Origin of the sequence: Oceanobacillus alkalisoli, from assembly GCF_021556485.1 — a bacterium.
Taxonomy (GTDB): Bacteria; Bacillota; Bacilli; order Bacillales; family Amphibacillaceae; genus Oceanobacillus; species Oceanobacillus alkalisoli.
The window spans coordinates 72,286-96,789 of the sequence record NZ_JAKGBW010000017.1 but is presented as its reverse complement, the minus strand read 5'-3'; the positions used below and the strand labels follow the sequence as shown (position 1 = coordinate 96,789).

The 24,504-nt window shown below is 40.7% G+C and carries 24 protein-coding genes; 6 read left to right on the top strand and 18 right to left on the bottom strand.

The window, feature by feature from the left end:
- Positions 1–136: 136 nt before the first annotated feature.
- Complete coding sequence (locus LZD48_RS15090; RefSeq protein ID WP_235763555.1) at positions 137–1,060, bottom strand: manganese-dependent inorganic pyrophosphatase; 924 nt, start codon at positions 1,058–1,060, stop codon at positions 137–139.
- Positions 1,061–1,278: 218 nt separating this feature from the next.
- Between LZD48_RS15090 and LZD48_RS15085 the strand changes: the two genes are divergently transcribed.
- Positions 1,279–1,740 (top strand): DinB family protein, encoded by a 462-nt coding sequence (locus tag LZD48_RS15085; protein ID WP_235763554.1) that lies wholly within the window; start codon positions 1,279–1,281, stop codon positions 1,738–1,740.
- On the top strand, positions 1,737–2,843 hold the full coding sequence (locus tag LZD48_RS15080) for an NAD(P)/FAD-dependent oxidoreductase (protein ID WP_235763553.1): 1,107 nt from the start codon (positions 1,737–1,739) through the stop codon (positions 2,841–2,843). The genes LZD48_RS15085 and LZD48_RS15080 overlap by 4 nt, the downstream gene beginning before the upstream one ends.
- A gap of 36 nt (positions 2,844–2,879) precedes the next feature.
- On the opposite strand, the gene LZD48_RS15075 is transcribed toward LZD48_RS15080, so the two are convergent.
- Together LZD48_RS15075 and LZD48_RS15070 are read right to left on the bottom strand one after the other, a co-directional pair.
- Positions 2,880–3,296, bottom strand: a complete 417-nt coding sequence (locus tag LZD48_RS15075; protein ID WP_235763552.1) for a universal stress protein — start codon at positions 3,294–3,296, stop codon at positions 2,880–2,882.
- Between the two features lie 43 nt (positions 3,297–3,339).
- Positions 3,340–3,993, bottom strand: a complete 654-nt coding sequence (locus LZD48_RS15070; protein WP_438822769.1) for a YczE/YyaS/YitT family protein — start codon at positions 3,991–3,993, stop codon at positions 3,340–3,342.
- Between the two features lie 293 nt (positions 3,994–4,286).
- Between LZD48_RS15070 and LZD48_RS15065 the strand changes: the two genes are divergently transcribed.
- Positions 4,287–4,838 carry a cupin domain-containing protein gene (locus tag LZD48_RS15065; protein ID WP_235763551.1) on the top strand — a complete coding sequence of 184 codons (552 nt, stop codon included), beginning with the start codon at positions 4,287–4,289 and terminating at the stop codon, positions 4,836–4,838.
- Positions 4,839–4,891: 53 nt separating this feature from the next.
- Here LZD48_RS15065 and LZD48_RS15060 read toward each other — a convergent pair whose 3' ends face one another.
- Together LZD48_RS15060 and LZD48_RS15055 are read right to left on the bottom strand one after the other, a co-directional pair.
- Positions 4,892–5,131, bottom strand: coding sequence for a ferredoxin family protein (locus LZD48_RS15060; RefSeq protein WP_235763550.1), 240 nt, complete (start codon positions 5,129–5,131; stop codon positions 4,892–4,894).
- Between the two features lie 99 nt (positions 5,132–5,230).
- Positions 5,231–6,352 carry a response regulator gene (locus LZD48_RS15055; RefSeq protein WP_235763549.1) on the bottom strand — a complete coding sequence of 374 codons (1,122 nt, stop codon included), beginning with the start codon at positions 6,350–6,352 and terminating at the stop codon, positions 5,231–5,233.
- A 158-nt stretch (positions 6,353–6,510) separates the two neighbouring features.
- Here LZD48_RS15055 and ytaF point away from each other — a divergent pair, with 158 nt between their 5' ends.
- On the top strand, positions 6,511–7,131 hold the full coding sequence (ytaF, locus tag LZD48_RS15050) for a sporulation membrane protein YtaF (protein WP_235763548.1): 621 nt from the start codon (positions 6,511–6,513) through the stop codon (positions 7,129–7,131).
- Positions 7,132–7,263: 132 nt separating this feature from the next.
- Here the strand turns inward: ytaF and LZD48_RS15045 are convergent, their stop codons facing one another.
- On the bottom strand, positions 7,264–8,163 hold the full coding sequence (locus tag LZD48_RS15045; protein ID WP_235763547.1) for an AEC family transporter: 900 nt from the start codon (positions 8,161–8,163) through the stop codon (positions 7,264–7,266).
- A 133-nt stretch (positions 8,164–8,296) separates the two neighbouring features.
- On the opposite strand from LZD48_RS15045, the gene LZD48_RS15040 reads away from it, so the two are divergent.
- Positions 8,297–9,148, top strand: coding sequence for a CvfB family protein (locus LZD48_RS15040; protein WP_235763546.1), 852 nt, complete (start codon positions 8,297–8,299; stop codon positions 9,146–9,148).
- A gap of 266 nt (positions 9,149–9,414) precedes the next feature.
- On the opposite strand, the gene LZD48_RS15035 is transcribed toward LZD48_RS15040, so the two are convergent.
- Positions 9,415–9,696, bottom strand: coding sequence for a hypothetical protein (locus LZD48_RS15035; protein WP_235763545.1), 282 nt, complete (start codon positions 9,694–9,696; stop codon positions 9,415–9,417).
- A gap of 180 nt (positions 9,697–9,876) precedes the next feature.
- On the opposite strand from LZD48_RS15035, the gene LZD48_RS15030 reads away from it, so the two are divergent.
- Positions 9,877–10,662: an HAD family hydrolase gene (locus LZD48_RS15030; RefSeq protein ID WP_235763544.1), complete on the top strand. Its 786-nt coding sequence runs from the start codon at positions 9,877–9,879 to the stop codon at positions 10,660–10,662.
- Between the two features lie 75 nt (positions 10,663–10,737).
- Here the strand turns inward: LZD48_RS15030 and LZD48_RS15025 are convergent, their stop codons facing one another.
- From LZD48_RS15025 to ilvC, 11 genes are all read right to left on the bottom strand, one after another.
- Entirely contained in the window at positions 10,738–12,654 is a 1,917-nt protein-coding gene (locus tag LZD48_RS15025; protein WP_235763543.1) for an oligopeptide ABC transporter substrate-binding protein, read from the bottom strand.
- A gap of 134 nt (positions 12,655–12,788) precedes the next feature.
- Positions 12,789–13,688, bottom strand: coding sequence for an ABC transporter permease (locus LZD48_RS15020; protein ID WP_235763542.1), 900 nt, complete (start codon positions 13,686–13,688; stop codon positions 12,789–12,791).
- A gap of 29 nt (positions 13,689–13,717) precedes the next feature.
- Entirely contained in the window at positions 13,718–14,680 is a 963-nt protein-coding gene (gene opp4B, locus LZD48_RS15015) for an oligopeptide ABC transporter permease (RefSeq protein ID WP_235763541.1), read from the bottom strand.
- Positions 14,681–14,686: 6 nt separating this feature from the next.
- Positions 14,687–15,619, bottom strand: coding sequence for an ABC transporter ATP-binding protein (locus LZD48_RS15010; protein ID WP_235763540.1), 933 nt, complete (start codon positions 15,617–15,619; stop codon positions 14,687–14,689).
- Entirely contained in the window at positions 15,606–16,616 is a 1,011-nt protein-coding gene (locus LZD48_RS15005) for an ABC transporter ATP-binding protein (RefSeq protein WP_235763539.1), read from the bottom strand. The genes LZD48_RS15010 and LZD48_RS15005 overlap by 14 nt, the downstream gene beginning before the upstream one ends.
- A 674-nt stretch (positions 16,617–17,290) precedes the next feature.
- Positions 17,291–18,256, bottom strand: a complete 966-nt coding sequence (gene ilvA / locus LZD48_RS15000) for a threonine ammonia-lyase (protein WP_255771097.1) — start codon at positions 18,254–18,256, stop codon at positions 17,291–17,293.
- 474 nt (positions 18,257–18,730) lie between these two features.
- Positions 18,731–19,309, bottom strand: coding sequence for a 3-isopropylmalate dehydratase small subunit (gene leuD, locus LZD48_RS14995; RefSeq protein ID WP_235763537.1), 579 nt, complete (start codon positions 19,307–19,309; stop codon positions 18,731–18,733).
- 16 nt (positions 19,310–19,325) lie between these two features.
- Positions 19,326–20,732, bottom strand: coding sequence for a 3-isopropylmalate dehydratase large subunit (gene leuC / locus LZD48_RS14990; protein ID WP_235763536.1), 1,407 nt, complete (start codon positions 20,730–20,732; stop codon positions 19,326–19,328).
- A gap of 25 nt (positions 20,733–20,757) precedes the next feature.
- On the bottom strand, positions 20,758–21,864 hold the full coding sequence (gene leuB, locus LZD48_RS14985; RefSeq protein ID WP_235763535.1) for a 3-isopropylmalate dehydrogenase: 1,107 nt from the start codon (positions 21,862–21,864) through the stop codon (positions 20,758–20,760).
- A gap of 44 nt (positions 21,865–21,908) precedes the next feature.
- A complete protein-coding gene (locus LZD48_RS14980) occupies positions 21,909–23,459 on the bottom strand; it encodes a 2-isopropylmalate synthase (protein ID WP_235763534.1) in 1,551 nt (516 codons plus the stop codon).
- Positions 23,446–24,480, bottom strand: coding sequence for a ketol-acid reductoisomerase (gene ilvC, locus LZD48_RS14975; RefSeq protein ID WP_235763533.1), 1,035 nt, complete (start codon positions 24,478–24,480; stop codon positions 23,446–23,448). Before ilvC ends, LZD48_RS14980 begins: the two co-directional genes overlap by 14 nt.
- Between the last annotated feature and the right edge of the window lie 24 nt (positions 24,481–24,504).

Genomic DNA, 24,504 nt, shown 5'->3' with positions numbered 1-24,504 from the left:
CAGCTTGAACCCTTTCATCCAATGTGTGTTTCATTACTTTCTCAGACATAATAAAAACTCCCTTTATAGTAGTAGAGATCTTTTATTATTTCTCTGTCTACTATAAAGGGAGCATATCACTGACCCCACTGTCCCATTACTTCGTGTATTCGTCAGTTAGTGTAGTGACGATTTGCTTTTTACGAGATACGACACCTTTTAATAAGGCACGGTTATTTTCAAGTTCAACATTGAAGCCAGTTGCAACATTCGCCTGTCCGCTTCCAAGTGCGAGAACCTCTGAATCATTATTTAAAATATCCGTGACAACGAATAGGAATAAATCGAGATCTTTTTTCTCGATAATGTTTTGAATTTCTGTTTCAATTTCCTCTTGCTGTTCATAAATTGCATTTAAATCAACTGTGTTAATCTGAGCGATTTCAACCTTCTCATCCCCCATTGTGAACTCTTTCGCATCCATTGTTAGTAAATCAACAATCGACTTATCACTTAAGTCTGCCCCAGCTTTCAGCATGTTCAGACCGTAAGTTTCCAAGTTCACTCCTGCAATTTCAGCTAACACTCTTGCAGCAGATACATCTTCATCCGTACATGTCGGGGACTTCAACAATAACGAGTCGGAAATAATTGCCGACAGCAGCAAGCCTGCCATTTCTTTAGAAAGTTCCACATTGTTTTCATTGTACATTTTATGAAGTATTGTTGCTGTACACCCTACAGGTTCAGCCCGAAAATAAAGCGGTTCTTTCGTTTCAAAATTAGCAATGCGGTGGTGATCAACTACTTCCACAACCTTTGCATTTTCTATATTATCCGCACTTTGCTGGAATTCGTTATGGTCGACTAATACGACTTCTGTTCCATCCTCAAGCTTTTCAAGTAATGCTGGTGCATCCACTTTAAAATAATCAAGTGCATATTGTGTTTCTTTACTTACTTCCCCTAATCTGCGTGCTTCCACAGTTTCACCAAGTTTGCCTTTTAAATCTGCATATACCAATGCCGAACAAATTGTATCGGTATCTGGATTCTTATGTCCAAAAACTAATTTTACCATAATGCCTTCTCCTTTATTAACATATTCATTATGTAATTTCGATTGCTAAATCTATTCAAATTCTATCATACCAATCAACCTCTTTCAATTACAGGCAAACGAAAGCTTATCCAATTTCCCCCACTCCCAGCACAATGTTTTACATTTTATTTGTGAAAGGCTAAACTAATAAAGAATACGTATAACGTGAAGAACATATTTTACGAGGAGGATGTAAGATGTCAAGAAAACAATTCAACTTAGCAAGAACTGCTTTAATTAACTTTATCGATGATCATATAAATGAGGAAACGGCGGACGTTCAGGCTAAACCGTTCAATAACACATTGCGCTGGCATATTGGCCATGTTCTCGTCGTCGATGAAAAAATGTTATTCCGCTTCCCGAAAAAATCCGATCATATCCCGGAAAACTATGCCGATTTATTTGGACCTGGTACAAAACCGAGTGACTGGACAGAAGAAGCCCCATCTTTAGACGAATTGAAGAAATTTTTACTTGACCAGCAAGAACGATTAAATAATTTCGATGATCTGTTCTGGAAAACAAATGTCACATTTAAAGTTCCGTTCGGCAGTGTTGAAACATTCGGCGATTTACTTATCATGCTTGGTCATCATGAAACCGAGCATCTTGGTAAAATGAAAGCTATGCTTCAAGTTGTGAATGCGGAAGTATGAGTGAGAAAATAATTATAATCGGTGGCGGAATTGCCGGAGCAAGTGCCGCCTATCACCTTTCCAAAAAAGGCGTAGACGTTACACTGATTGACCGGCACGATACCGGTCAAGCAACCGATGCTGCTGCAGGTATCATTTGCCCTTGGCTCGCTCAGCGCAGAAACAAAGCCTGGTACCGGCTCGTCAAGATGGCTGCAAAAATGTATCCAGATTTAATTAAAGAGTTAGAAACAGCTGGCGAAACGGATACTGGTTATAAGCAAGTCGGCGCGCTAAACCTTCATAACGACGAAAAGAAGCTGCACGCTACACTTGAACGCGTATTAAAACGCCGGGAAGACGCTCCTGAAATTGGAGAAATCGAATTACTCGATGAAACTTCCGCACAGGCGAAATTCCCGCTTCTAAATGAGGGCTATCAGGCAGTTTTTGTCGGTGGAGCTGCCCGGGTCGATGGGCGTAAATTAAGAGATGCATTAATTCGCAGTGCGAAGAAAAACGGGGCGAAAATTATTGAGGGAAGCGCAGAACTTCTAGTAGAAGGAACCCAAGTACGCGGGGTTCAGATAGATGGTGAGAAATACGCTTCCAACCAAGTAATTGCCACGACAGGTGCCTGGATGAATGAACTGCTCGAACCGTTTGATATTACAGGACTTAATGTCCGTCCGCAAAAAGCGCAGATTCTTCATCTGCGGTATGATAAGTTAGATACTGAAAATCTTCCAGTCATTAAGCCACCGGGCAATCAATACATGCTTAGCTTTGAGGACCACCGGTTTGTTGTTGGAGCTACGATTGAAAGTAAAGCAGGCTATGATACAAACGTAACAGCAGCTGGAATGCATGAGGTCCTATCTAAAGCGCTCGAAGTTGCACCAGATTTAAAGGATAGTGCAATTATTGAAGCACGGGTCGGTTTTAGACCAATGACAAACGGATCACTTCCAGTAATTGGTTCATTAGATGGGCTGGATGGTCTTGTTTATGCAAATGGCCTCGGAGCATCCGGACTTACTGCCGGTCCTTTAATGGGACAGCAACTTGCAAAACTTGCCGTGAGAGAAGAAACGGATCTAAACTTGGAAGATTATCATTTATAGAAAAATGTGGGTCCTTAAAGATTGACCCACATTTTTTTATTTAACAATGAGCACGGGACAATTTGCCCGTTTTACAACTTTATGACTAACACTTCCGAGGAATAAGGTTTGCAGTTCATTTAATCCCCTGCTCCCGATGACGACACAATCAAATTCCCGGTCATTGGCAAAATTTACAATCGTCTGACCCGGCTCACCTTGGAGAAAATGGGTGCCAAATATGACGTTGGATTCATTTAACCTGGAACGGATCGGTTTAACTTTTTCCTTACGATACTTTTCCATTTCAAATGGAGTCGATGTTTGAAGCACATCTTTCTTTACCGTATCCCCGTCTACCACATAAACGACATCCACTGTACCGTCAAATTTATTCGCCAACTCAATTGAATATTCCGTCGCACGAATCGAATGCTCAGATCCATCTACTGCGAGTAAAATTCGCTTAAACATTCTTCCACCTCCAAGTTAGTGTTACCTTTATCATACCATGAAACTAACTTAATTCTTTTTTTACCGCTACTTGATTTCTTCCATCTAGTTTTCCTTCGATTTTTTTTATCCATTTTTTAAAGAAAAGATAAGACCGCTGAAATATCGGACTTTGGATAAAGGTGAATAGGAAAGTAAAGACGAATACCGGGCCGCCGACAAGCAGACCAAGTACAAGCACGAGCGTCTCTACGATAATTCGCACTCGGCTAATCGACATTCCAGTTTTATCCGAAATCGAAAGCATAAATCCGTCCCTCGGACCAGCACCGACCCCGCCAGCATTATACATCCCGCCGCCAAAACCCATCACTGCAATTCCAGCTAAAATAACCAATATGTCTATCCAACTATTTGTAGCTGTCGGCAGAAAGTCAAGCCACATATAAAAGTCTACAAATAATCCAACGAGAAAAGCATTGAAAAATGTCCCTAACCGAATATAACGGCGATCCATTATAAGTGTAATCAGAATCAGCAATCCGGAAATAATGATGGCCCATGAACCAATTGATAAACCAATATGATTGAAAAAGGCAACGTTTAAAACATCCCACGGGTGAATCCCCAAGTGTTGTACATTAATTGCTAACGTAATTCCCATACTGAATATCATAATACCAAGGAAGAAAAATCCCCATCGAATCATCTGCTTCAAGACCCATTCCCCTTTTATTAAACTTTTACAAATACTATACCATATTCTGACTATTTTCTGTTTATTTTTTTAATTAGAGAGTTTAATGAATTTCATAATACGTATTTAATGCTTCACCATCACCATATGTAGTTGAGTTGGTTCGTTCCCAACTACATACGGTGATGGGAAAGCCGACTTTGGTAATGATGAAATTCATTCAGTTCTTTTCAATAATGTTTTTGAGAAAAACAAATTAGGCGTTCGTTGCATAGGATAACTGGAAAAGTAAAATGGAAAGGAAATGATAGAATATGTACTATGGTCACTATCCGTACCCCTACTACCCTCAAGGCTACTATCCGTATCCTTACTCTTATGAACAGCCAGTTTATCCTGGATTAGATGAGGACAGATATGAGTATCCGCTTCCTTCAGAAGATATGGAAAGACAGGGTGATCGGGGAGGTCAGCCGTATGTATTCAATATTGAACATGCAACTGAGCGGAACCGGGCTTTCCGGCGGGCAATTTGGACTGGTCATCATCTCCAGCTTACACTGATGCGAATTATGCCTAGTGAAGATATTGGACTTGAAATCCATCCGCACACGGATCAGTTTTTAAGAATAGAAGATGGACGCGGGGTTGTACAAATGGGACCACGACGCAATCAGCTAACTTTTGAACGGCGGATTCGGGAGGATGATGCCATTCTAATCCCAGCTGGCACATGGCATAACGTGATCAATACGGGGAGAAGTCCTCTGCTCCTTTACTCTATCTATGCCCCGCCAGAGCATCCAAAAGGTACAGTGCACCAAACAAAGCAAGCAGCAATGCAGCAACATCGGGATGAGGAATAATTAATATACACGTAAAAGCCGTATGCATTCGCTGCTGCATACGGCTTTTATCGTTAACGATTGGCAAAAAACTCTTCTGCACGCTGGAGGAAAACTTCCTGATCTGGAGATAAATCGTATTCTTCCTCAATCGCATCAACTGGGCATACTGCCTTACAAGCTGCACAATCAATGCAGACGTCAGGATCTATATAAAATTGATCGGGACCTTCTTCAATACAGTCAACCGGGCATACGCTTACACACTCCGCAGCCTTCTCCGTCTGACATGCTTCCAAAATAACAAAAGCCATTTATTTTCTACCTCCCTAATAGCTATAGTCTTTCTTCTATTTATGATAGAACTTTCTTCGATGAATGTAAATGAAATCGATTGAACTCAGCCTCACTATTCATTTCATCATTTCCATATACCATTCTATAATATAATCACTTGGTTTTGCATCATAATAGTTGCGCCATACTTTATGTAAAGCAGTGTACTGTTGCATCATCGCCGCAAAATTGCCGTTCTCCCCGTGCAATTTCATTAATTCAAAATGCGCATCTTCAATAGTTGGGTTATGGTCAATCATATAGTTATACCAGCGGATGGCGTCATTGACTTTTCCATTATGATAATAAAACGTTGCTATTTGGTTTGACGCCTGTAACCAGATTCGTTCATACCGTTGGCGTTCTGCTTCGAGCCATGTATAGTCATAATTTGCGAGATATGTGCCGTCATACATTTCCATTGCTCGTTCATAATCCCCTACCGTGTCAGCCGTTAAATCGGGTAATGCTCCGATTGCTTTAGACCATTCCACATAATCTATTTCTACCTGGGTCAATTCCAGCAAATAACCATACGAATGATTATGCAGCATAATATGCTTTTGGTAAGGCTTAATCTGTTTACGAATATTATAGATTGTCGTATAGAGCAAAGAATAAGCTTTCTCTAAATCGTAGTCATCCCAAAGTAACTCAATAATTGCTGACTTTTCGATAACTACATCATGATTTTGTAATAAAAAAATAAATAATTCCTGGGTTTTAGCTGTACGCCACGGAAGAGGCTCAAATACATCGGGTTCCGTTTCAAATGCAAGAGATGGAGTCATTTTGATTCGTAAACTTTGTGGGTATGTTATAATCCTTTTGTGCTGATTCTGCAATTGATTTTTAATTCGATTGACAGTGAGCTCTAACCGTTCAAATTTTAGTGGTTTTACAATATAATCGGTTGCATTTAATTCAAAAGCGTTCACAGCGTAGGCCTCATAAGCTGTAACAAACACAAGAATAACATCTGGAAGTTTTTCCAGGATTTTTTCAGCTATTTCCATTCCATTGACTGGTGTCATATCAATATCAAGAAAAACAACATCTGGTTTTTCCCGTAAAATAAATTCCTTCCCTTCCAACGGATTAACGAATGAACCAATCACTTCAACTTCTGCTATTTTTGCTAGTTGGCGCTCGATGTAACGTAAAGCTAGCTGTTCATCATCAATACAAACAACGCGCATATCGATTCCCCCTATTTAACTAGTTATATTTTACCACAATTATAAGTGAAAACAAGACAACGGTTTGTCAATTATTAGAATTCTGTCATCACCCCCTATCCGCACATCCCTTCCCCTTTTTCATACAATACTTTAGATATGAAAAAGGAATGGATGCGATGCTTTATTATACTGGTTTATTTTTATTAATTATTGCAGTAAGTCTGGATGGACTTGGGGTTGGCATTAGTTATGGCATTCAGAAAACCCGCGTCCCGATTCTTGCTATATCGATTATTATGCTGTGTTCAGGGGTTACCGTTTTTGCCGCGATGTCAATTGGTGAGGGATTAAAATTTATCATTCCGTCAACCATTTCAGAAAATGCTGGAGCGATGATTCTGATCTCCTTAGGTATATTTACCTTATACAATATAATCCGGAAGAATAAAGTAAAACAAGAAGAAATTCAAAATAATTCAATGCTTACAAATGTAAAAAAAGTGTTCCGTTCACCGAAGCACGCAGACTTGGACCGATCCGGCACAATTTCGAAACCGGAAGCAATCCTTCTTGGCATGGCTCTTTCACTCGATGCTTTCGGAGCAGGATTTGCCGCAAGTCTAATGCACTATTCTGCATTTCTTACCGCTGGACTCATCGCAGTGATGAGCGGAATCTTTCTCATTGTCGGATTAAAGATCGGAATGCTTCTATCAAAATACGAAGACATCCAATTCTTCACCCTGCTCCCCTCTCTTCTTTTAATTGGCATCGGGTTATTCAATCTACTAACATGAAGTCAAAAAAGCTAGGATTCTTCAATTTAAACGAATCCTAGCTTTTCATATTCCACGATTGAATTAAATTATAATACGCTAGATAACTGGAATTGGCAGCAGATGCCACGTCCAGCTACCGCGCTTTTATTTTTACAATTGCAATAGATTCAATACGACAGAAACAGAGATGATACTGACAATCGTAGCAATAAAGGTCATGCTTGAGACGAGTTCCGGCTCACTATCGAACTCAATTGCATACATTGTCGTCGTTGCCGCTGTTGGCATCGCGGAGATAATAATAAGAACAACTCCAACAAGCGGATCTATGTTAAAGAGCACGACGAACAGATAAGCAATGATTGGTGCGCCGACCATTTTTAAGGTTACACTCGAAATGATCACTTGCCAGTTCAAGCGTAGAGAGGTCAAGGAACCAAGCTGCATACCAAGAACAATCATCATCACTGGTATCGATGCTTCTCCTACCATTGAGAGCATCGAGTGGATCGATTCCGAAACCGGTACATCCAAATATTGAAAAGCAATACCAAGTATCGCTGCATATGTAGTCGGCATTTTCATTACATTAAGAAAAGCCGTTTTCATCCCATCTCTGCCACGGGAAGCATAATAGATCCCGAAGAAATTATTCATCAATCCTTGGATCACCATAATGAATACAGCATATGGAAGTGCAACTGTTCCAACACTAAACAGAACGACCGGCAAACCATAATTCCCCGAATTCATAAATCCTGTTGCAAGAATAGCAGCACTTTCTGTCTTATCCGGCCACTTGAATATCTTACCTAGAATCTTATTTAAAATAACCATGATCGCAAATAAGACAAGCATATAAATAATGATTACCAAATAGCCGCTGTCAAAATCGGTATCATACAAAGTTATAAAAACAAGTGCCGGGGATAAAATATAAATTGTTACTGCTGATACGGACCTCACACTCATCGGACGTAACCGCTGCAGGATAAATCCCGCTAAAAAGACGAGCATAATCGGGATAATAACTTGAATAAATAAAGCCAAGATTCATCGCTCCAGTAATTTTTTTAGTCACTTTTTTCCATTTTACCACAATATAAGTAAGGATGAATCCCTTCTGCTTTTTTCTCTACTATGGTACGATGGGAACAACAGTTTAAAGAAAGAAGTGTGACAGATGCATCTACCATTAGGTAATCATATAACAATGACCGTCTTAAGAAAAATTGAAACTGGCTATGTCCTTGATAAGGATGAACAGGAGGCATTACTCCATCATAATGAAACAGATAGGGAGTTGAAGGAAGGTGAAGAAGTCGAGGTATTTCTTTACAGTGATAAAAAAGGAAACATCGCAGCAACAACGACACTGCCAACTGTCACGACGATCAACTATGATTGGGCAGAAGTTGTCGAAGTCCTGCCAAAGCTTGGTGCTTTCGTCCATATCGGTATCGCGAAAGAAATTCTCGTATCTAATGACGATCTTCCTAAATTTCGTTCCATTTGGCCGAAAATTGGTGACAAGCTTTTCGTCCGACTCGACTTAGATTATAAAAATCGCCTGATCGCTCTTCCTGCAACCGGAGGCGTCATCGCTGAATATTATGAAGTGGCACCGGAGCATTTATTAAATAAAAAGCTATCTGGAAGAGTGTATTATTCAAGCAGAGAAGGATCCGAAGTCTTCACAGAAGATAATTATCGTGGCTTTATCCATCATACCGAACGGAAAACGGAACCACGGTTAGGAGAACTCATAACAGGACGGGTTATTGATGTAAAAGAAGATGGGACAATAAACATTTCACTTCGTCCAGTGAAAAAGGAAAGCATCCCACTTGATGCAGAAGATATCTTACAGCATCTCGAAGCTAGTGGTGGTGTTATTCCTTTCAGTGATAAAAGCGACCCCGAAGCAATCCGGTCAACGTTCAAGATGAGCAAGGCGGCTTTCAAACGGGCGCTAGGCAAGCTAATGAAAGAGGGCAAAGTTGAACAGCGGGACGGGAAGACTTTTCTTTTATAGAAAACTCAACCTTTCCCCCCTTAAATCAACTAAATGTTCCTTTATCAAGCCACTGATTACTTTCATACAGCGTAAGTATCCGAAACTCGCTTCTGGAGGTCCGCAGTCCAGACACTTCTCGCACCTGCTGAGCGGCCGGCAAGCCTCCTCGCGCTGAGCACTAAGGGGGCTTTGAATTTACAGATACGAAAATTGAACAAAAAGAAAAAACATAAAACATTTCTGAGAGAGAAATGTTTTATGTTTTTCGTTTTTACAAGTTAAAATTACGCTTCCACATTTTGATAAGCATCCAAGATAGATGTAATCATGAATGAAATTGCTGCTGCAAATAGGGATGCGATTCCCCATCCACCAAATCCTGCACCAAGCAGGTCAGCTTTCGGAAGTACGGAAGCGACTGCTAATAATAGCAAACCTACAATAATAAAGAAGAAACTTAAATAATAGCAGGCCTGTGAATTTTTATTCGCCCGCAGTATTACAGCGTTAACGACAAGGTTCAATACTGTAAGAATAAGTCCTGCTATAATAACTGTTTGTACCATGCTTTCACCCCATATATTGATATAGTTCTTATTATAGCCTATATCCAAAGAAATTTAAAGTCTATTCATTAGCATGGTGGAATTTCCATATTAAATATTACGTTTTGGTAAAGATGCATGGAAGTATAATGAAATATGGTACAATAAGATAGGATAATGAGTTGACTAAAGGAGAATAACATGAGATATAAAGCAGTATTTCTAGATATTGACGGCACCATATTAATGCCGGACCACACTTACTCTTCTTCTACTGTAGAAGCAATCAAACAATTACAAGCAAAAAATATCCACACTTTCATTGCAACTGGACGCCCGCTGCACGAAATTAAGGGACTGACAAAAGCGCTTAATATTACGAATCTAATCGGCTATAACGGAGCTTATGGAATCGTTCAAGGTGAAAAAATTGTAAACGAACCATTCGCTGCAGAAACTGTAGAACGTTTTAGAAAAACAGCCGAGGAGAAAAAGAATGAAATGGTCCTCTATTCAAATGGCGAGAACTATTTCACAGCCATCGATGACCCTTTTACACAAGGATTTATTAAAACGTTTGAAATGGAAATAAATGTAGAACTGGTCGGCCCTAAATATGACAATATCTTAGGAATGACGTTAATGAAGCTGGAAGAATCAGAAGTCGAAGCATATCAATCAGATAACAATATTCACCTCTCCCAAGTGAATGTTCCTGGTATGCAGCATGCCTATGACGTCATCCGCTCCAATGTTAATAAAGGCAAAGCAATTCAGCAGGTTCTCGCTTATTTAGGAATTGATAAGGAAGAAACGATTGCTTTTGGAGACGGGATGAATGACAAAGAAATGTTTTCAACCGTTGGTGCAAGCTTTGCAATGGGTAATGCCGATCCGGATCTCTTCCAATACGCAACACACCGGACGACTACGGTGGACGATTCTGGAATATTTAATGGCTTAAAACAACTCGGTCTTGTCGAATAATCATTAAAAAATGGTTCCGAGCATCATCCTTGCTCGGAACCAATTTTATTGTTACTGATAACCTCTCACCTGTTATTACGGTAAGATTGGTTCTTCTTGTGTTACAGCAATTTCATACCTAGACCAAACTTTTAAATGTGGTTCAATCTTATAATTAAGTACACGGTTGTTAACCGGAACTAATTCCGCACGGTAAACTGTCGGGAATACTGGAATCTCTTCTACCATCAGCTCTTGCCATTCACTGTAAACATCATAACGATAATCGTCATCAAGCGCTTCAGCAGAAACTCCTTCTTCCAATAGGCGCGTGTTTTCATCACTTTCATAACGCGAGAAATTAAATAATTCTTCTGGACCGTATAGACCTCTTGGATCGACATCATGCCCTACTCCCCAAGCACCTTGATAGATATCAATCTCAGGATCATCTTCACCGTTTTGTCCAACTCGGTCATAGAACGCGTTGAACTCTTGCAGACGGCCATCAAGTAATTCTACTTTAATTCCTACCGCTTCCCAAGCCTGCATGTAATAATTTGCAATTGGCTCAGCAACGTCGCCACCTTCCATAGAAGCAAAGTTAAGCACTAACTCTTCCCCATCTGGTGTCTCACGTAAACCATCACCATCTACATCTTCGTAGCCAGCTTCATCTAGAATACGATTCGCTTCATCTGGATCATAAGTTGGCGATTCGATGGATGGATCATGGAATAGTGGATGGGACGGTGGAATAAGTGTTGTTGCATTCCAACGTAGTCCGTTGTAGAAACGATCACCAACTGCTTCATTATCTACGGCATACCACATTGCGCGACGCAACTCTTCGTCTGCCACTTTCGAATCTGGATCCATTTGGACACGCTTATTCTCCGCATCCCATGAACCTAATTTAAAGCCGATATACGTGTAAGATAGATCGATTTGCCCTAAGAATTCCACGTTCGTTAACTGCTCATGTACGTCAACGTATTGATCGGCTGGGAAGGCATCGACAGCATCGATTTGCCCCGTTTCAAGTGCTTCTGCAACCGCTTGTGTACTGACAACCTGTAAGGTTACACCATCAAGATTCGGCGTACCTTGCCAGTAGTCCTCATTAGCTGTATACGTTACAGACTCTCCTGGGACAACAGTCTCAACTTTAAATGGCCCGATTCCGATTGGATTCACACGAACGGCATCCGATTCAGACATCTCCGCTACTGGAATCTCTTCAAAAATATGCTTCGGTAAAGCATAGGTCCAAATACCACTAGACAGTAAAGATGGTGTTGCGTGAGTAAATGTAATTTCTAATGTTTTGTCATCGATAATATTTAGACCTTCGATTGTACCGGCCTCAGCTGCATATGTTGTTTCCGCTTCTGCTTCTGCATCGCGATATTCTCTGGCGCCGACCACGCTCGCAATCTCACCGAAACGAACTCCATCATAGTCTGGGTGACCAATTACTTCAAAGGCATACGCCCAATCTTCAGCAGTTAAAGGCTCCCCGTCATGCCAGTAAACATCATCACGAATCGTGAAGGTAAATACATCACCAGCTTCGTTTGTTTCAAACGTCGCAGCACCATCGTTTGTATAGTAGAAATTCTCATCGACTGTGAGTAACGGCTCATCAAACCACTCAATAACTTCAGCATCAGGAGCGCCTGAATAGAAGTTAAAGTTAAGCGTTCCCTCAAATACAGTGTCTGATACTAAACCGAAGTTCAATGTACCGCCGCCTTCGATTGCTTCCCCTTCATTCGTTTTCTCTTTAACAAAATCATCGATGGAGAAGACGTCATCTTTGCCTTCAGCAGCATCGTCACCTTCATCTTCTGTTCCTTCTTCATCCTCTGTTTCTTCTTCGGTAGTATCTGTTTCAGAATCAGTATCTGTATCACCTGATCCCTCATCAGAGTCTCCGCTACAAGCTGCCAGTACTAAGAGTAAAAGTAACATCATAGCTACTAGCCATTTGCTAATGCTTGCTTTCCTCATCCTTTTTAACCTCCCCTTTAATTCCTTTTATTTTTTACTGTCCATCCCATTGGCGCGGACAGTTTATACTAAACATCAATACAAGGATTAATATTGATGTCAGTAATCAAATGAGTATAGATCATTTTAAAAACCTAGCCTCTTCTCTGTCTTGCATCGGCTGCACGCCTTAATGCTTCCCCGACGTTTCTTACCGCAAGCATGAGCAGTAGAATCAATACAGCAGCGGGAACCCAAACCCACCATCTCGATTCAAGCGTTTGCGGGTTTGTTGCATAACTTAGTAATGTACCTAAGCTCGGAGTACTTTCAGGAAAACCAAATCCTAAGAAGGATAAACCAGATTCAATTCCAATATTGGCAGCTAAATTAAGTGTCATCGTTACGACAATGAGTGAAGTAATGTTCGGCATCACTTCTTTAAATATGATCTTAAAATGAGATGAGCCTAGCGTCCTTGATGCTTGTACATAATCAAGTTCTTTTTCCTGTAACGCTTTTGACCTGATCAACCTAGCGATTCCCATCCATAAAAATACCGTCATAATCAGCGAGAATGTAATCGTATTATACTTGGGAACAAGTGAAACAAACACAATGACAATCATCAAAAATGGAAGAACATTGAAGAAATCCAAAATACGCATCATCACGTTATCGACATGTCCGCCGAAATAGCCGGCAACTAAACCAAAGACAATCCCGATAATCCCACTCATTAATGTAACTAGGAATCCAATCGTAAGCGAATTACGGGTACCGATGATAAGCTGTCCAAACACATCACGCCCACCATAGTCGGTACCTAAGATAAACTCTTCGCCCGGCGCTTCGTGTATCGCGAATAAATCGACCTTTACAATTTCACTCTGATCAAGGACAAAGGAAATCCCATACACTAAAGTAGTTACTAATACTAAAAATATTAAGGATATTAATGCTAGTTTGTCTTTAAATATCTCTCGCCAGAGTATGCGGATAACAGTAGGATTCTCCGCCTTGGTTGCCTCCATCTGAACATTTTTTATTTCCATTTTATTTTCACCTCAGAGTTGATCGACTTCTATTTTATGCGAATACGGGGGTCCACAAGACTTAAAATAATATCCGATAATAGAGCACCTAAGATCTGTGCGATACCAAATAATAAAACGAGTGCAGTTACAACACTATAGTCACGCATATTAATGGACTCTAAAAACAGCAGACCCATACCAGGATAACCGAATATCTGTTCAATAAATACGGTTCCTGATATAAGCGTCGTAATCTCCCAGCCGAAGAATGCTGCAATCGGCAGTAATGAATTTCTAAAAATATGCCGATTATAAACCCGGGATTCAGAAGCCCCTTTTGCTCTTGCGGTAATAATAAAATCTTTTTGCTTTGTATCGACGATTTCACTTCTTAAGTATTGGACAGTGGATACCGTTTGGATTAATGCCATAGAAAGTGCGGGCAACATGACATGTTTTAATTTGCTAATCCAATAATCGAGAGTGCCTGGCACCATGCCAGGTGCAACGCTACCACTTGTTGGAAACCAACCTAATTGATAACCGAAGATAAATAACATGATAAGTCCGAATATGAATAATGGTGTTGCAAAGCCAACATACGTATAACCCGTTATTGCTTGATCCAGTAACGTATCATTATAACGCCCGCTTGTGATTCCTAAAGGTATAGCCATGAGATATGTAAATATTAATGTCACAATAGAAAGTAAAATCGTATTTTCCATCCGTTGTGAAATGAGTTCTGACACATCCATTTTAAAACGGAAAGACTGGCCTAAATCCCCTTGAACTAAACCACCAACCCAATCTGCATATTTAATATGCCATGGGTCATTCAATCCCATTCTTTCACGCTGCTCTTGTATTGTTGATTGATCTATATTCGGGTCAAGTAATCCAGTCAATGCATCCCCAGGCATCGATTGTGCCATTAGAAAGATTAAGATACTCAGTAATACAATTTGCGGGAACGTGATTAATAGTCTTCTAACGATAAATTTCCACATATCGGATCAACCTCTCTCTGGTAATGCGACTCTATGGGTGTCAGAGATGTTCTGTAACTTATACGCTAACCCTTCCGCATTGAAGTAGTCATCGAATGAGTCTTCGTATTCTCTCTTTACTTCTTGACGAAATGCGTATTGTGCATCCCTGTTGCGTGGATTGATATCCGGAATTGCTGCAATGAGTCGCTTCGTGTAAATATGCTGCGGATTTTCAAAGATATCTTTACGTGTTCCTTGTTCAACGTAGCGTCCTCTGTACATGATAGCAATTTCATCGCACATATGCTCCACTACACCAAGGTCATGGCTAATAAACAAATACGTTAAATCAAGTTCTTTTTGAATATCCTGCATAAAGTTCAATACCTGTGCTTGTACGGATACATCAAGTGCAGATACAGGTTCATCAGCGATAATCAGCTTCGGCTTTAAGGCAATTGCCCGGGCAACTCCGATACGTTGTCTTTGTCCACCAGAGAATTGGTGCGGGAATTTCCAAACACTTTCTGGATTCAAACCTACTAATTCCAATAATTCATACACTCGTTGTTTTTCTTCACTTTTTGTTAACTTTTCATAGTTTTGCAGTGGTTCTGCAATAATGTCAAGTACCCTTTTGCGTGGGTTCAATGATGAATAAGGATCCTGGAAAATCATTTGAATATCTTTTCTCATATCTTTTGTTTTACTTTTCCGGGAAGTGATATCTTCACCTTCAAAAAGAATTTTTCCAGCAGTGATGTTCTCTAACCCGACAATCGCTCTTCCGGTCGTTGATTTACCTGAACCAGATTCACCTACAAGTCCATATGTTTTACCTTGCTCAATCGAAAAGGATACATCATCGACGGCCTTGATGTGACCGACCGTTCGATTGAATACTCCGCCTTTAATTGGGAAATATACCTTTAGCCCATTAACATCAAGTATTGCCATTTGTAATTTCCTCCTTACCTTCTTCTGGGAAGTAAAAATGACTGTGACAGGTGCAACGGACAAAATGTCCTGGTGTCACTTCGTGTAATACCGGATTCTCTTCATGGACGGATTCGTCAATCCAGGGAATCCGTGCCGCAAAGCGACAACCTGTCCGAGGTAAGTGTTGTAAGCCTGGTACAATTCCTTGAATGACATGGAGCCTGTCTTGTCCTTCAGTTGGTACCGAATTGAGTAGTGATTTCGTATAGGGATGTAATGGATTTTCAAATAATGTATGTACATCTGCGATTTCTACAATTTGACCTGCATACATGACAGCAATTCGGTCTGCCATTTCTGCAACAACTCCAAGGTCATGGGTTATCAGGATAATTCCTGCATCCATTTCGTCCCGCAGCTCTCGAATCAAATCGAGTATTTGTGCTTGAATGGTCACATCAAGTGCCGTTGTCGGCTCATCCGCTATGAGTAATTGCGGCTTGTTCGCAATCGCAATGGCAATGATGACACGCTGTCTCATACCCCCTGAGAGTTCGTGAGGATATTGCTGGTAAACATGTTCCGGTCGTGAGATCCCCACTAAGTCCAATAACTCAATAACACGATCATAACGTTCTTGCTTGGACATTTTTGGCCGATGGAGGATGAGCGTCTCACTAATTTGAGCCCCAATTTCCATTAATGGATTAAGTGCAGTTAGCGGGTCTTGGAAAATCATGGACAGCTTATCACCACGAAATTGATTCAACTCACTCGTTGTCGCTTTTACTAAATCCACATCTTCCAGCTGTATTTTTCCTTCAATTTTCGCACGATTATGTAATCGCATTACAGAAAATGCTAAAGCACTCTTTCCTGAACCTGATTCGCCAACAATTCCTAATACTTCGTTCCTGTTAACCGTTAATGACACATCATCCACTGCAGCATAGTAGGCTTGACCGATTTTGAATGAAGTGGTAAGGTTTTCTATCTCTAACAGTTTTCTACTCATATTATCCCCTCTTACGTTAGCAAATTTCTAAATAGATGGATATTCTATAAGGGCTTCTTTAATACACTAAAATCGTAAAGTTCTGATAATTTTGATTTACTTGCATATTATTTTAGCATTTTTAACAATTTTTGCAACATATTTTTCACAAGGATGAATCATCATTCAGCTGTAGCAAGAAATATTCATTATGTTTACTTTTTGTTACACAAGGTTAGTAATCTTGTAACCTTCGTAAGGTTAACGAAAAATTATAGTAATGTGATTATAAGCGAATTATTTGAAAAAAGCAATATTACAAAATAGATATACATCCAATATTATTTCAAAAATCCCCAGTAAGAGAATAAAATCCTTGCTAAACCAACTTTTTTCACAACCGATGTAAATATGGAAAAATTTATTTCTTTACTAAAAACTTTGGAAATTTTCATTTGTACCATGATGAATAATGCCTAATCAATTGCTTCTTTTCTTTTATGTATTTCATTTTTAGTGGAATGAGAAATCTGTAACAATATTATTCGATTATCGTAATAGTACAGCTGCGGCACATTCAAGCGATTGTTTACTTGCGGAAATGGAGTAAAAATAAATCCGAACAATTGGCTGCATCATTAAAATGATACTTGAATTGCTCGGATTTATTTATTATTATAGCGTTCACTTGCTTGTTAATAAGCTATTTGTTCCTTTTCCTTTACTTCAACTGGAAAAAAACCTTCTGCTAATTCCTGGATTTCAGTCATCCGTTTAATATCAAAGTTCCCCCCACTTACAATGACACCTGAGTGCCTGCTTGGGATCTCTTTGTGATAGGCGAATAGTCCAGCCAGTGCAGTGGCTCCCGCTCCTTCTGTCAGTGTTTTATTCCGTTCCAACATGAATAAAATACTCGCAGCTATCTGTTCATCGGTAACGGTAACGACGTCATCAACATAATCCCTGATAATAGGAAATGTTGAATTGCCAGGTTCTTTTACAGCTATCCCGTCTGCAAGTGTACTTACATCTGTTAGATGCTTCATTTCTTTTGCGTGATAGCTTTGATACATTGCATCTGCTCCACTTGCTTGGACACCGATTACTTGGATATTGCGATTGATGTGTTTACATGCAACCGCGATTCCAGCAATCAGACCGCCTCCGCCAATTGGTACAAAGACAGTGTCAATCCGATCTTCCTGGCGCAACAACTCCATCGCGATTGTCCCTTGTCCTGTCATCACATCGTAATCATCAAAAGGATGGACATATACACTTCCACTTATCTTTTCATATTCCATTGATGCTTGATAAGCTTCCTGGAAACTTTCACCTGTCAGTACAACATCTGCTCCATAATTTCTTGTCGCATGTACTTTCGCTAGTGGTGTTCCTTCAGGCATGAAAATCTTCGCACTTGCGCCGAGCTTTCTTGCTGCATAGGCAACTCCTTGTGCATGATTACCAGCTGAAGCGGTTATAACACCCCTTTTCAGCTCCTCTTTTGTCAGTTGCATGAGCTTGAATGTTGCTCCGCGAAACTTGAATGCTCCTGTCTTTTGCTGATTTTCCATCTTGCAATATACTTTCCTGCCCACCATATCATCAATCGTATGGGAGGTGAGTAATGGTGTTTGATGGACAATCGGTGCCAGCCGCTTCCATGCTTGATAAATTTTCTCGCCAGTTAATAAATCTCCTGCTAAATCCCCAAGAAAGCCACACTCCTTATTATTAGTTTCCTTCTATTAGAGGTTGTTCAAAAAGTCCGGTAAAAATGACACTTCGTGAAAGGGAGGTTCTACTAAGACCGTCCACGTCCTGTGGACAACGTAGAACTCACCACTTCCTGTGGAAGCTCGTTGGCTCGCTTTTCCGCTCTTCATGTACCTACTAACGTACATTCCGGTGCCGGGAGCTTCGCCGCCTCGAATTTCGACGCACAGAATGTGCTAGTGTCGGCGTTGCAACAGGACGTTGCTTATTTAGCCGACCTCGGTCCTTTTTATCCTCCTTTTTGTACACACACTATTATATAATAGAAATAGTTTGCTTATCCCTACGTTACCATATTTTCTTCTTTTTCTTCTACTTCTATGTCTCTATTTCACTATATCCGTTACAGTTCTTCAACTATTTTCAAATTCGAAAATTTTTTCTTCCATTAATAAGGTTAAAGCAATATCATCCCAGCCATTAATCAATTTTTCTTTATGATAAGATGGTATATCAAATTCGACAACTTTTCCCGAATCGTCTGTAATTGTCTGATTCTGTAGATCGACACTTAAACTTAACTGTCCATCTTCCGACCGATTCTGCCATTCTTTTATTTGCTCTTCATCCAGCTTCACAAGAATGATTCCATTCTTAAGGGCGTTATTATAAAAGATATCAGCAAAACTTGGTGCAATGATTACTTTAAAACCATAGTCTTCCAGTGCCCATGGTGCATGTTCCCTTGAAGAACCACAACCAAAGTTATCTCCCGCAAGCAAGATGGATGCACCGTCATATTTCGGATCGTTCATACTGAAATCTTCTCTTAAGCTCCCGTCATCATGAAAGCGCCAGTTATAAAAGAGAAATTGACCAAATCCGGTTCGTTCAATCCGCTTTAAAAATTGCTTTGGGATGATTTGGTCCGTGTCAATGTTTGCACGGTTTAATGCGTAAACCAAACCTTCATGCTGTTCGATTGCTTCCATTGTAAAGTCTCCCTTCTTATTGTGCTACTCCTGCAAAATGACGGACATCAACAAAGCGACCTTCAATAGCAGCCGCTGCAGCCATTTCCGGACTGACAAGATGTGTTCTTGCCCCGTTACCTTGTCTTCCTTCAAAGTTACGGTTTGAAGTGGATGCACAACGGCCGCCTGCAGGGACGACATCATCATTCATTCCTAGACACATACTACACCCGGAGTCGCGCCATTCAAAACCTGCTTCTTTGAATACTTTGTCAATACCTGCTTTTTCAGCTTCAAGTTTAACACTGAAGGATCCTGGAACAACAATCGCTTTAATCGTATCTTTCACTTGTTTTCCTTCTACAATTGCTGCAGCTTTCTTCAAATCGCTTAGGCGTGAATTCGTACAAGAACCAATAAATACATGGTCGATTTCAATAGAAGTAATTGGCTGATTTTCTTCAAGTCCCATATATTCTAGTGCACGTTCTACTTCATCCGGATTATCTGATTCTGCGACAAACGGTGTTGCACCACTAACCGGAACACCCATCCCCGGGTTTGTTCCCCACGTGACCTGTGGTTCAACTTCTGCTGCATTGATTGTAACGGTATGATCGTAAACTGCTCCTTCGTCCGTTGCTAAAGCTAGCCACTCTTCACTTACTCTATCAAACGCTTCATCTTTTGGAACATACTCTCTTCCTCTTAAGAATTCAACAGTCGTCTGATCCGGACTGATTAAACCTGCTCTTGCTCCAGCTTCAATCGACATGTTACAAATCGTCATGCGTTCTTCCATCGTTAGTTTACGGATGGCTTCACCAGTATATTCCATTACATAACCAGTACCGAAACGAACACCGTATTTGGCAATAATCGCTAGAATAAGGTCTTTTGCAGTAACACCTGGTCCAAGATCTCCTTCAACTTTTACATTTAATGTCTTCGGACGATCTTGCCATATCGTTTGAGTCGCAAGGACATGTTCCACTTCACTCGTACCAATTCCAAAAGCAAGCGCTCCGAAAGCTCCATGTGTAGACGTATGGCTGTCCCCACAGACAATTGTTTTACCTGGCTGTGTCAGACCAAGCTGCGGACCAATGACATGCACAATACCTTGATCAGGGTGGAACATATCTGCAAGCTTAATGCCAAAGTCTTCACAGTTCTTGCGTAGAGTTTCCATTTGCTTACGGGAGATTTCATCTTTTATGACATCCCGGTTTTTGGTTGGAACGTTATGGTCCATCGTTGCATACGTTAAATCGGGTCTACGCACCTTGCGATTTGCAAGACGCAGGCCTTCAAAAGCTTGAGGAGATGTTACCTCATGCACTAAATGCTGATCAATATATAAAAGGTCTGGCTTCCCTTCTTCTCGATGAACGACATGCTGTTCCCAAACTTTTTCAATAATTGTTTTTGGCTTTCCCATCTTCCTCACCTCTTACGTTTTCTCTTTATACATACATATAACAAATATCATCCGAAATGCTTCGTGCAGTCAGGTTATCAATCACAACTTCCGTCATTTCTTTCGTTGAAACGAGCGTTCCATCTTTAACATCAAGATCCGCTGTATGATAACCTTCTTCTAATGCTTCATTCACTGCTCGCTCAATTTCATTTGCTTCTGTTTGAAGTCCGAATGAATTTCTTAGCATAAAGCTTGCAGATAAAATCATACCTAATGGATTAGCAATTCCTTTACCAGCAATATCAGGTGCAGAACCATGAATCGGTTCGTATAAGCCTAGGCCATCTTCTCTGACGCTTGCTGATGGCAACATACCTAGTGAACCAGTAATAACTGACGCTTCATCACTTAAAATATCACCAAATAAGTTTTCTGTGACAATCGTATCAAATGAGGCTGGATTTGTGATTAACTTCATCGCCGCGGCATCGACAAGGACATGCTCAACGGTTACTTCCGGATAATCTTTTGCCTTTTCTTCCACAATTTCCCGCCACATTCTGCTGGATTCGAGCACATTTGCTTTATCGACAGATGTCAGATGTTTTCTGCGGGACATTGCTGTTTCAAAGCCCTTTTCAATAATCCGCTCCATTTCGTAGCGTTCATAGCTTAGAGTATCTACTACAGAACTCCCGTTATTCCGGCGTTCACTCGGTTTTCCGAAATATAATCCCCCCGTCAGCTCACGAATAATGACTATATCGCTTGCTGCTACAACTTCTTCTTTTAATGGTGAAGCATGAATTAATGCAGGGATCAATTTAATCGGACGTAGATTCGCAAATAATCCCAAGCTTTTGCGGATTTTAAGCAGCCCCTGTTCAGGTCGCTGATGCACCGGATGATTTTCCCACTTCGGGCCACCTACAGCGCCGAGTAAGATTGCATCGCCTTCTTCAGCTGCTTTTAACGTCTCTTCCGGGAGGGGCTCGCCGTAAGCGTCAACTGCATTGCCGCCAATGGCATGTTCATGAAACAAAAGATCATGATTAAACTCTTCCGCAATGACTTGTAATACTTCTTTCGCACTCTCCATGATCTCTGGGCCGATACCGTCGCCTGGAAGTAAAGTAATTTGTTTTTTCATGATTGGTTCCCCTTCCTGTAGTTTACATACTCTTTTTTCTTCATTTATTGGCTAACCGCTCGCTTCTGGTTCCCTGGGCTATGTTTTAAAATATAGCGATTCACCGCATTAATATAGGCGCTCGCCGATGCCATTAATACATCCTGGTGTGAGCTGCGGCCGTTCATCACTTCACCATTCACACTCAATTGGACATATGCTTCCGCTAAGGCGTCTTGTCCGCCACCAACTGAATTCAGCTGGTAATCGATGAGTTTCAACTCTTCTCCAATTAAACTTTCCATCGTTTTGTAAAGCGCTTCCACACTGCCGTTTCCAGTCAATGCCGCTTCAAATTGTTCTTTATCTGGTGATGTCAATCGTACAACTGCGGTTGGTGAGTTCTCTGTACCATAGTACACTTGGAAACTTTCAATCTCATATTTATCCATTTCTTCGGAGTCGGTCTTTATTTCCATAATAATCGTGTAAATATCATCATCTGTCACTTCTTTATTATGGTCGGTTAAAAGTTTGAATTTATCAAAAGCAAGTTGTAATTCCGTATCCGATAGCTCAACACCGAATTCTTGAATCTTCTCTTTAAATGCATGTCTGCCTGAATGTTTTCCAAGGAATAACGTATTCGCTTCTTGAACGCCGACCATTGCCGGTGTGATGATTTCATATGTTTCCACATGTTTTAGCACACCATCTTGGTGGATTCCCGCTTCGTGACTGAATGCATTACGTCCGACAATCGCTTTATTCGCTTGAACGTGCATGGCGGTTAATTTTGCAACCAGATCACTCGTCCGTTTGATTTCATTTAGGACTAGCCCTGTTTCATATGGGTAAAAGTCTGAACGAACCTTGAGTGCGACAGCTACTTCTTCAAGTGCTGCGTTCCCTGCCCGCTCGCCAATACCATTAATCGCGCCTTCTACCTGAGTTGCACCATTTTCAACGGCTGCAATCGAGTTCGCTACTGCCATACCAAGATCGTCATGGCAGTGGCAAGAAAGACTTACTTGATCAATGTTTGGTACATTATCCTTCATGTATTTGAACATTTTCCCGTATTCTTCCGGTGTCGCATAACCTACTGTATCCGGGAGATTAATGACATTCGCTCCTGCATCAATTACTTTTTCAATGATTTCCGCTAAGAAGGGCAGATCTGAACGGGATGCATCTTCCGCTGACCACTGAACTTCTGGAAATCTCTCCTTTGCATAGCGGACCATTTCAACGGAGGTTTCAATTACTTCTTCTGGGGTTTTACGTAATTTATATTCCATATGGATTGGTGAAGTTGCCAAGAATATATGGATGGCTGGCTTTTTTGCTGCTTTTAAAGCTTCCCAGGCTGTATCAATATCTGATTTAACGGTTCTCGCTAAGGCAATAACAGATGTCGTTTCCATTGTGTCAGCAATCTCTTTTACTGCCTCGAAGTCACCTTTGGAAGAAGCAGGAAATCCTGCTTCTATCCGGTCCACTCCAAGACGTTCAAGTTGTTTGGCGATCTCTAATTTTTCTAATTTATTAAGATTTACTCCTGGCGACTGTTCGCCGTCTCGTAGTGTTGTATCAAATATTTTAATTCTGGACATATTCCTTCACATCCTTTTGCTTTTCCTGAATTGGCTGTTTAACAAACGGCATCAGGTCACGTAACTCCCTTCCAACTTTTTCAATCGGATGGTTATTTTCTGCACGGTTGATTGCATTGAACTGCGGGCGTCCTGCCTGGTTTTCAAGAATCCAGCCTTTAGCAAATGCACCATTTTGAACATCCTTCAAGATATCTTTCATACGATCTTTTGTTTCATCATTGATTACACGCTCTCCTGATACGAAGTCACCCCACTGTGCTGTGTCGGAGATGGAATAACGCATGTTTTCAAGTCCGCCTTCATAGAGCAAGTCAACGATTAACTTCATTTCATGGAGACACTCAAAGTATGCAACTTCTGGTTGGTAGCCAGCTTCTGTAAGTGTTTCGAATCCAGCTTTGATTAAGCTTGTTACCCCGCCGCAAAGAACTGCTTGTTCTCCGAATAAGTCTGTTTCCGTTTCTTCTTGGAAGGATGTTTCAAGCACACCTGCACGAGCTGCTCCGATTGCTTGGGCATAAGCAAGTGCAACATCTTTTGCTTTACCAGTTACATCCTGATACACTCCGTATAACGCCGGTACTCCTGCACCTTCTTCGTATGTTCTTCTAACTAAGTGACCTGGTCCTTTTGGAGCAACTAGGAACACGTCAACATTTTGTGGCGGAACGATTTGTGAATAATGGATGTTGAATCCGTGAGCAAATGCTAAAGCACTGCCTGGTTTTAAGTTTTCTTTAACACTTGCTTCATATACTTTTTGCTGTGTTTCATCTGGAAGTAAGATCATAACAAGATCTGCTTGTTTTACTGCTTCGTCAACCGGATAGACTTTGAATCCATCTTCTTCTGCTTGCTCCTGGGATTTACCTTGACGTAAACCAATCACTACTTCATATCCGCTGTCGCGTAAGTTTTGAGCATGTGCATGACCTTGGGAACCGTATCCTACAACCGCAACTTTTTTCCCCTCTAATACTTGATTATTGATATCCTTTTCGTATAACACTTTTGCCATTTTAAAATCTCCCTCTCATTTTTG

Bases quoted from the DNA above. Each gene is read 5' to 3' on its own strand.
- LZD48_RS15065 (WP_235763551.1), top strand. From the start codon at position 4,287: ATGTACTATGGTCACTATCCGTACCCCTACTACCCTCAAGGCTACTAT.
- opp4B (WP_235763541.1), bottom strand. From the start codon at position 14,680: ATGTGGAAATTTATCGTTAGAAGACTATTAATCACGTTCCCGCAAATT.
- LZD48_RS15075 (WP_235763552.1), bottom strand. From the start codon at position 3,296: ATGTTTAAGCGAATTTTACTCGCAGTAGATGGATCTGAGCATTCGATT.
- LZD48_RS15085 (WP_235763554.1), top strand. From the start codon at position 1,279: ATGTCAAGAAAACAATTCAACTTAGCAAGAACTGCTTTAATTAACTTT.
- LZD48_RS15010 (WP_235763540.1), bottom strand. From the start codon at position 15,619: ATGGCAATACTTGATGTTAATGGGCTAAAGGTATATTTCCCAATTAAA.
- leuC (WP_235763536.1), bottom strand. From the start codon at position 20,732: ATGGGAAAGCCAAAAACAATTATTGAAAAAGTTTGGGAACAGCATGTC.
- LZD48_RS15080 (WP_235763553.1), top strand. From the start codon at position 1,737: ATGAGTGAGAAAATAATTATAATCGGTGGCGGAATTGCCGGAGCAAGT.
- leuB (WP_235763535.1), bottom strand. From the start codon at position 21,864: ATGAAAAAACAAATTACTTTACTTCCAGGCGACGGTATCGGCCCAGAG.
- ilvC (WP_235763533.1), bottom strand. From the start codon at position 24,480: ATGGCAAAAGTGTTATACGAAAAGGATATCAATAATCAAGTATTAGAG.
- leuD (WP_235763537.1), bottom strand. From the start codon at position 19,309: ATGGAAGCAATCGAACAGCATGAAGGTTTGGTTTACGCATTAAACCGT.
- LZD48_RS15005 (WP_235763539.1), bottom strand. From the start codon at position 16,616: ATGAGTAGAAAACTGTTAGAGATAGAAAACCTTACCACTTCATTCAAA.
- LZD48_RS14980 (WP_235763534.1), bottom strand. From the start codon at position 23,459: ATGTCCAGAATTAAAATATTTGATACAACACTACGAGACGGCGAACAG.
- LZD48_RS15090 (WP_235763555.1), bottom strand. From the start codon at position 1,060: ATGGTAAAATTAGTTTTTGGACATAAGAATCCAGATACCGATACAATT.
- LZD48_RS15055 (WP_235763549.1), bottom strand. From the start codon at position 6,352: ATGCGCGTTGTTTGTATTGATGATGAACAGCTAGCTTTACGTTACATC.
- LZD48_RS15025 (WP_235763543.1), bottom strand. From the start codon at position 12,654: ATGAGGAAAGCAAGCATTAGCAAATGGCTAGTAGCTATGATGTTACTT.
- LZD48_RS15035 (WP_235763545.1), bottom strand. From the start codon at position 9,696: ATGGTACAAACAGTTATTATAGCAGGACTTATTCTTACAGTATTGAAC.
- LZD48_RS15060 (WP_235763550.1), bottom strand. From the start codon at position 5,131: ATGGCTTTTGTTATTTTGGAAGCATGTCAGACGGAGAAGGCTGCGGAG.
- LZD48_RS15020 (WP_235763542.1), bottom strand. From the start codon at position 13,688: ATGGAAATAAAAAATGTTCAGATGGAGGCAACCAAGGCGGAGAATCCT.
- LZD48_RS15040 (WP_235763546.1), top strand. From the start codon at position 8,297: ATGCATCTACCATTAGGTAATCATATAACAATGACCGTCTTAAGAAAA.
- ytaF (WP_235763548.1), top strand. From the start codon at position 6,511: ATGCTTTATTATACTGGTTTATTTTTATTAATTATTGCAGTAAGTCTG.
- LZD48_RS15030 (WP_235763544.1), top strand. From the start codon at position 9,877: ATGAGATATAAAGCAGTATTTCTAGATATTGACGGCACCATATTAATG.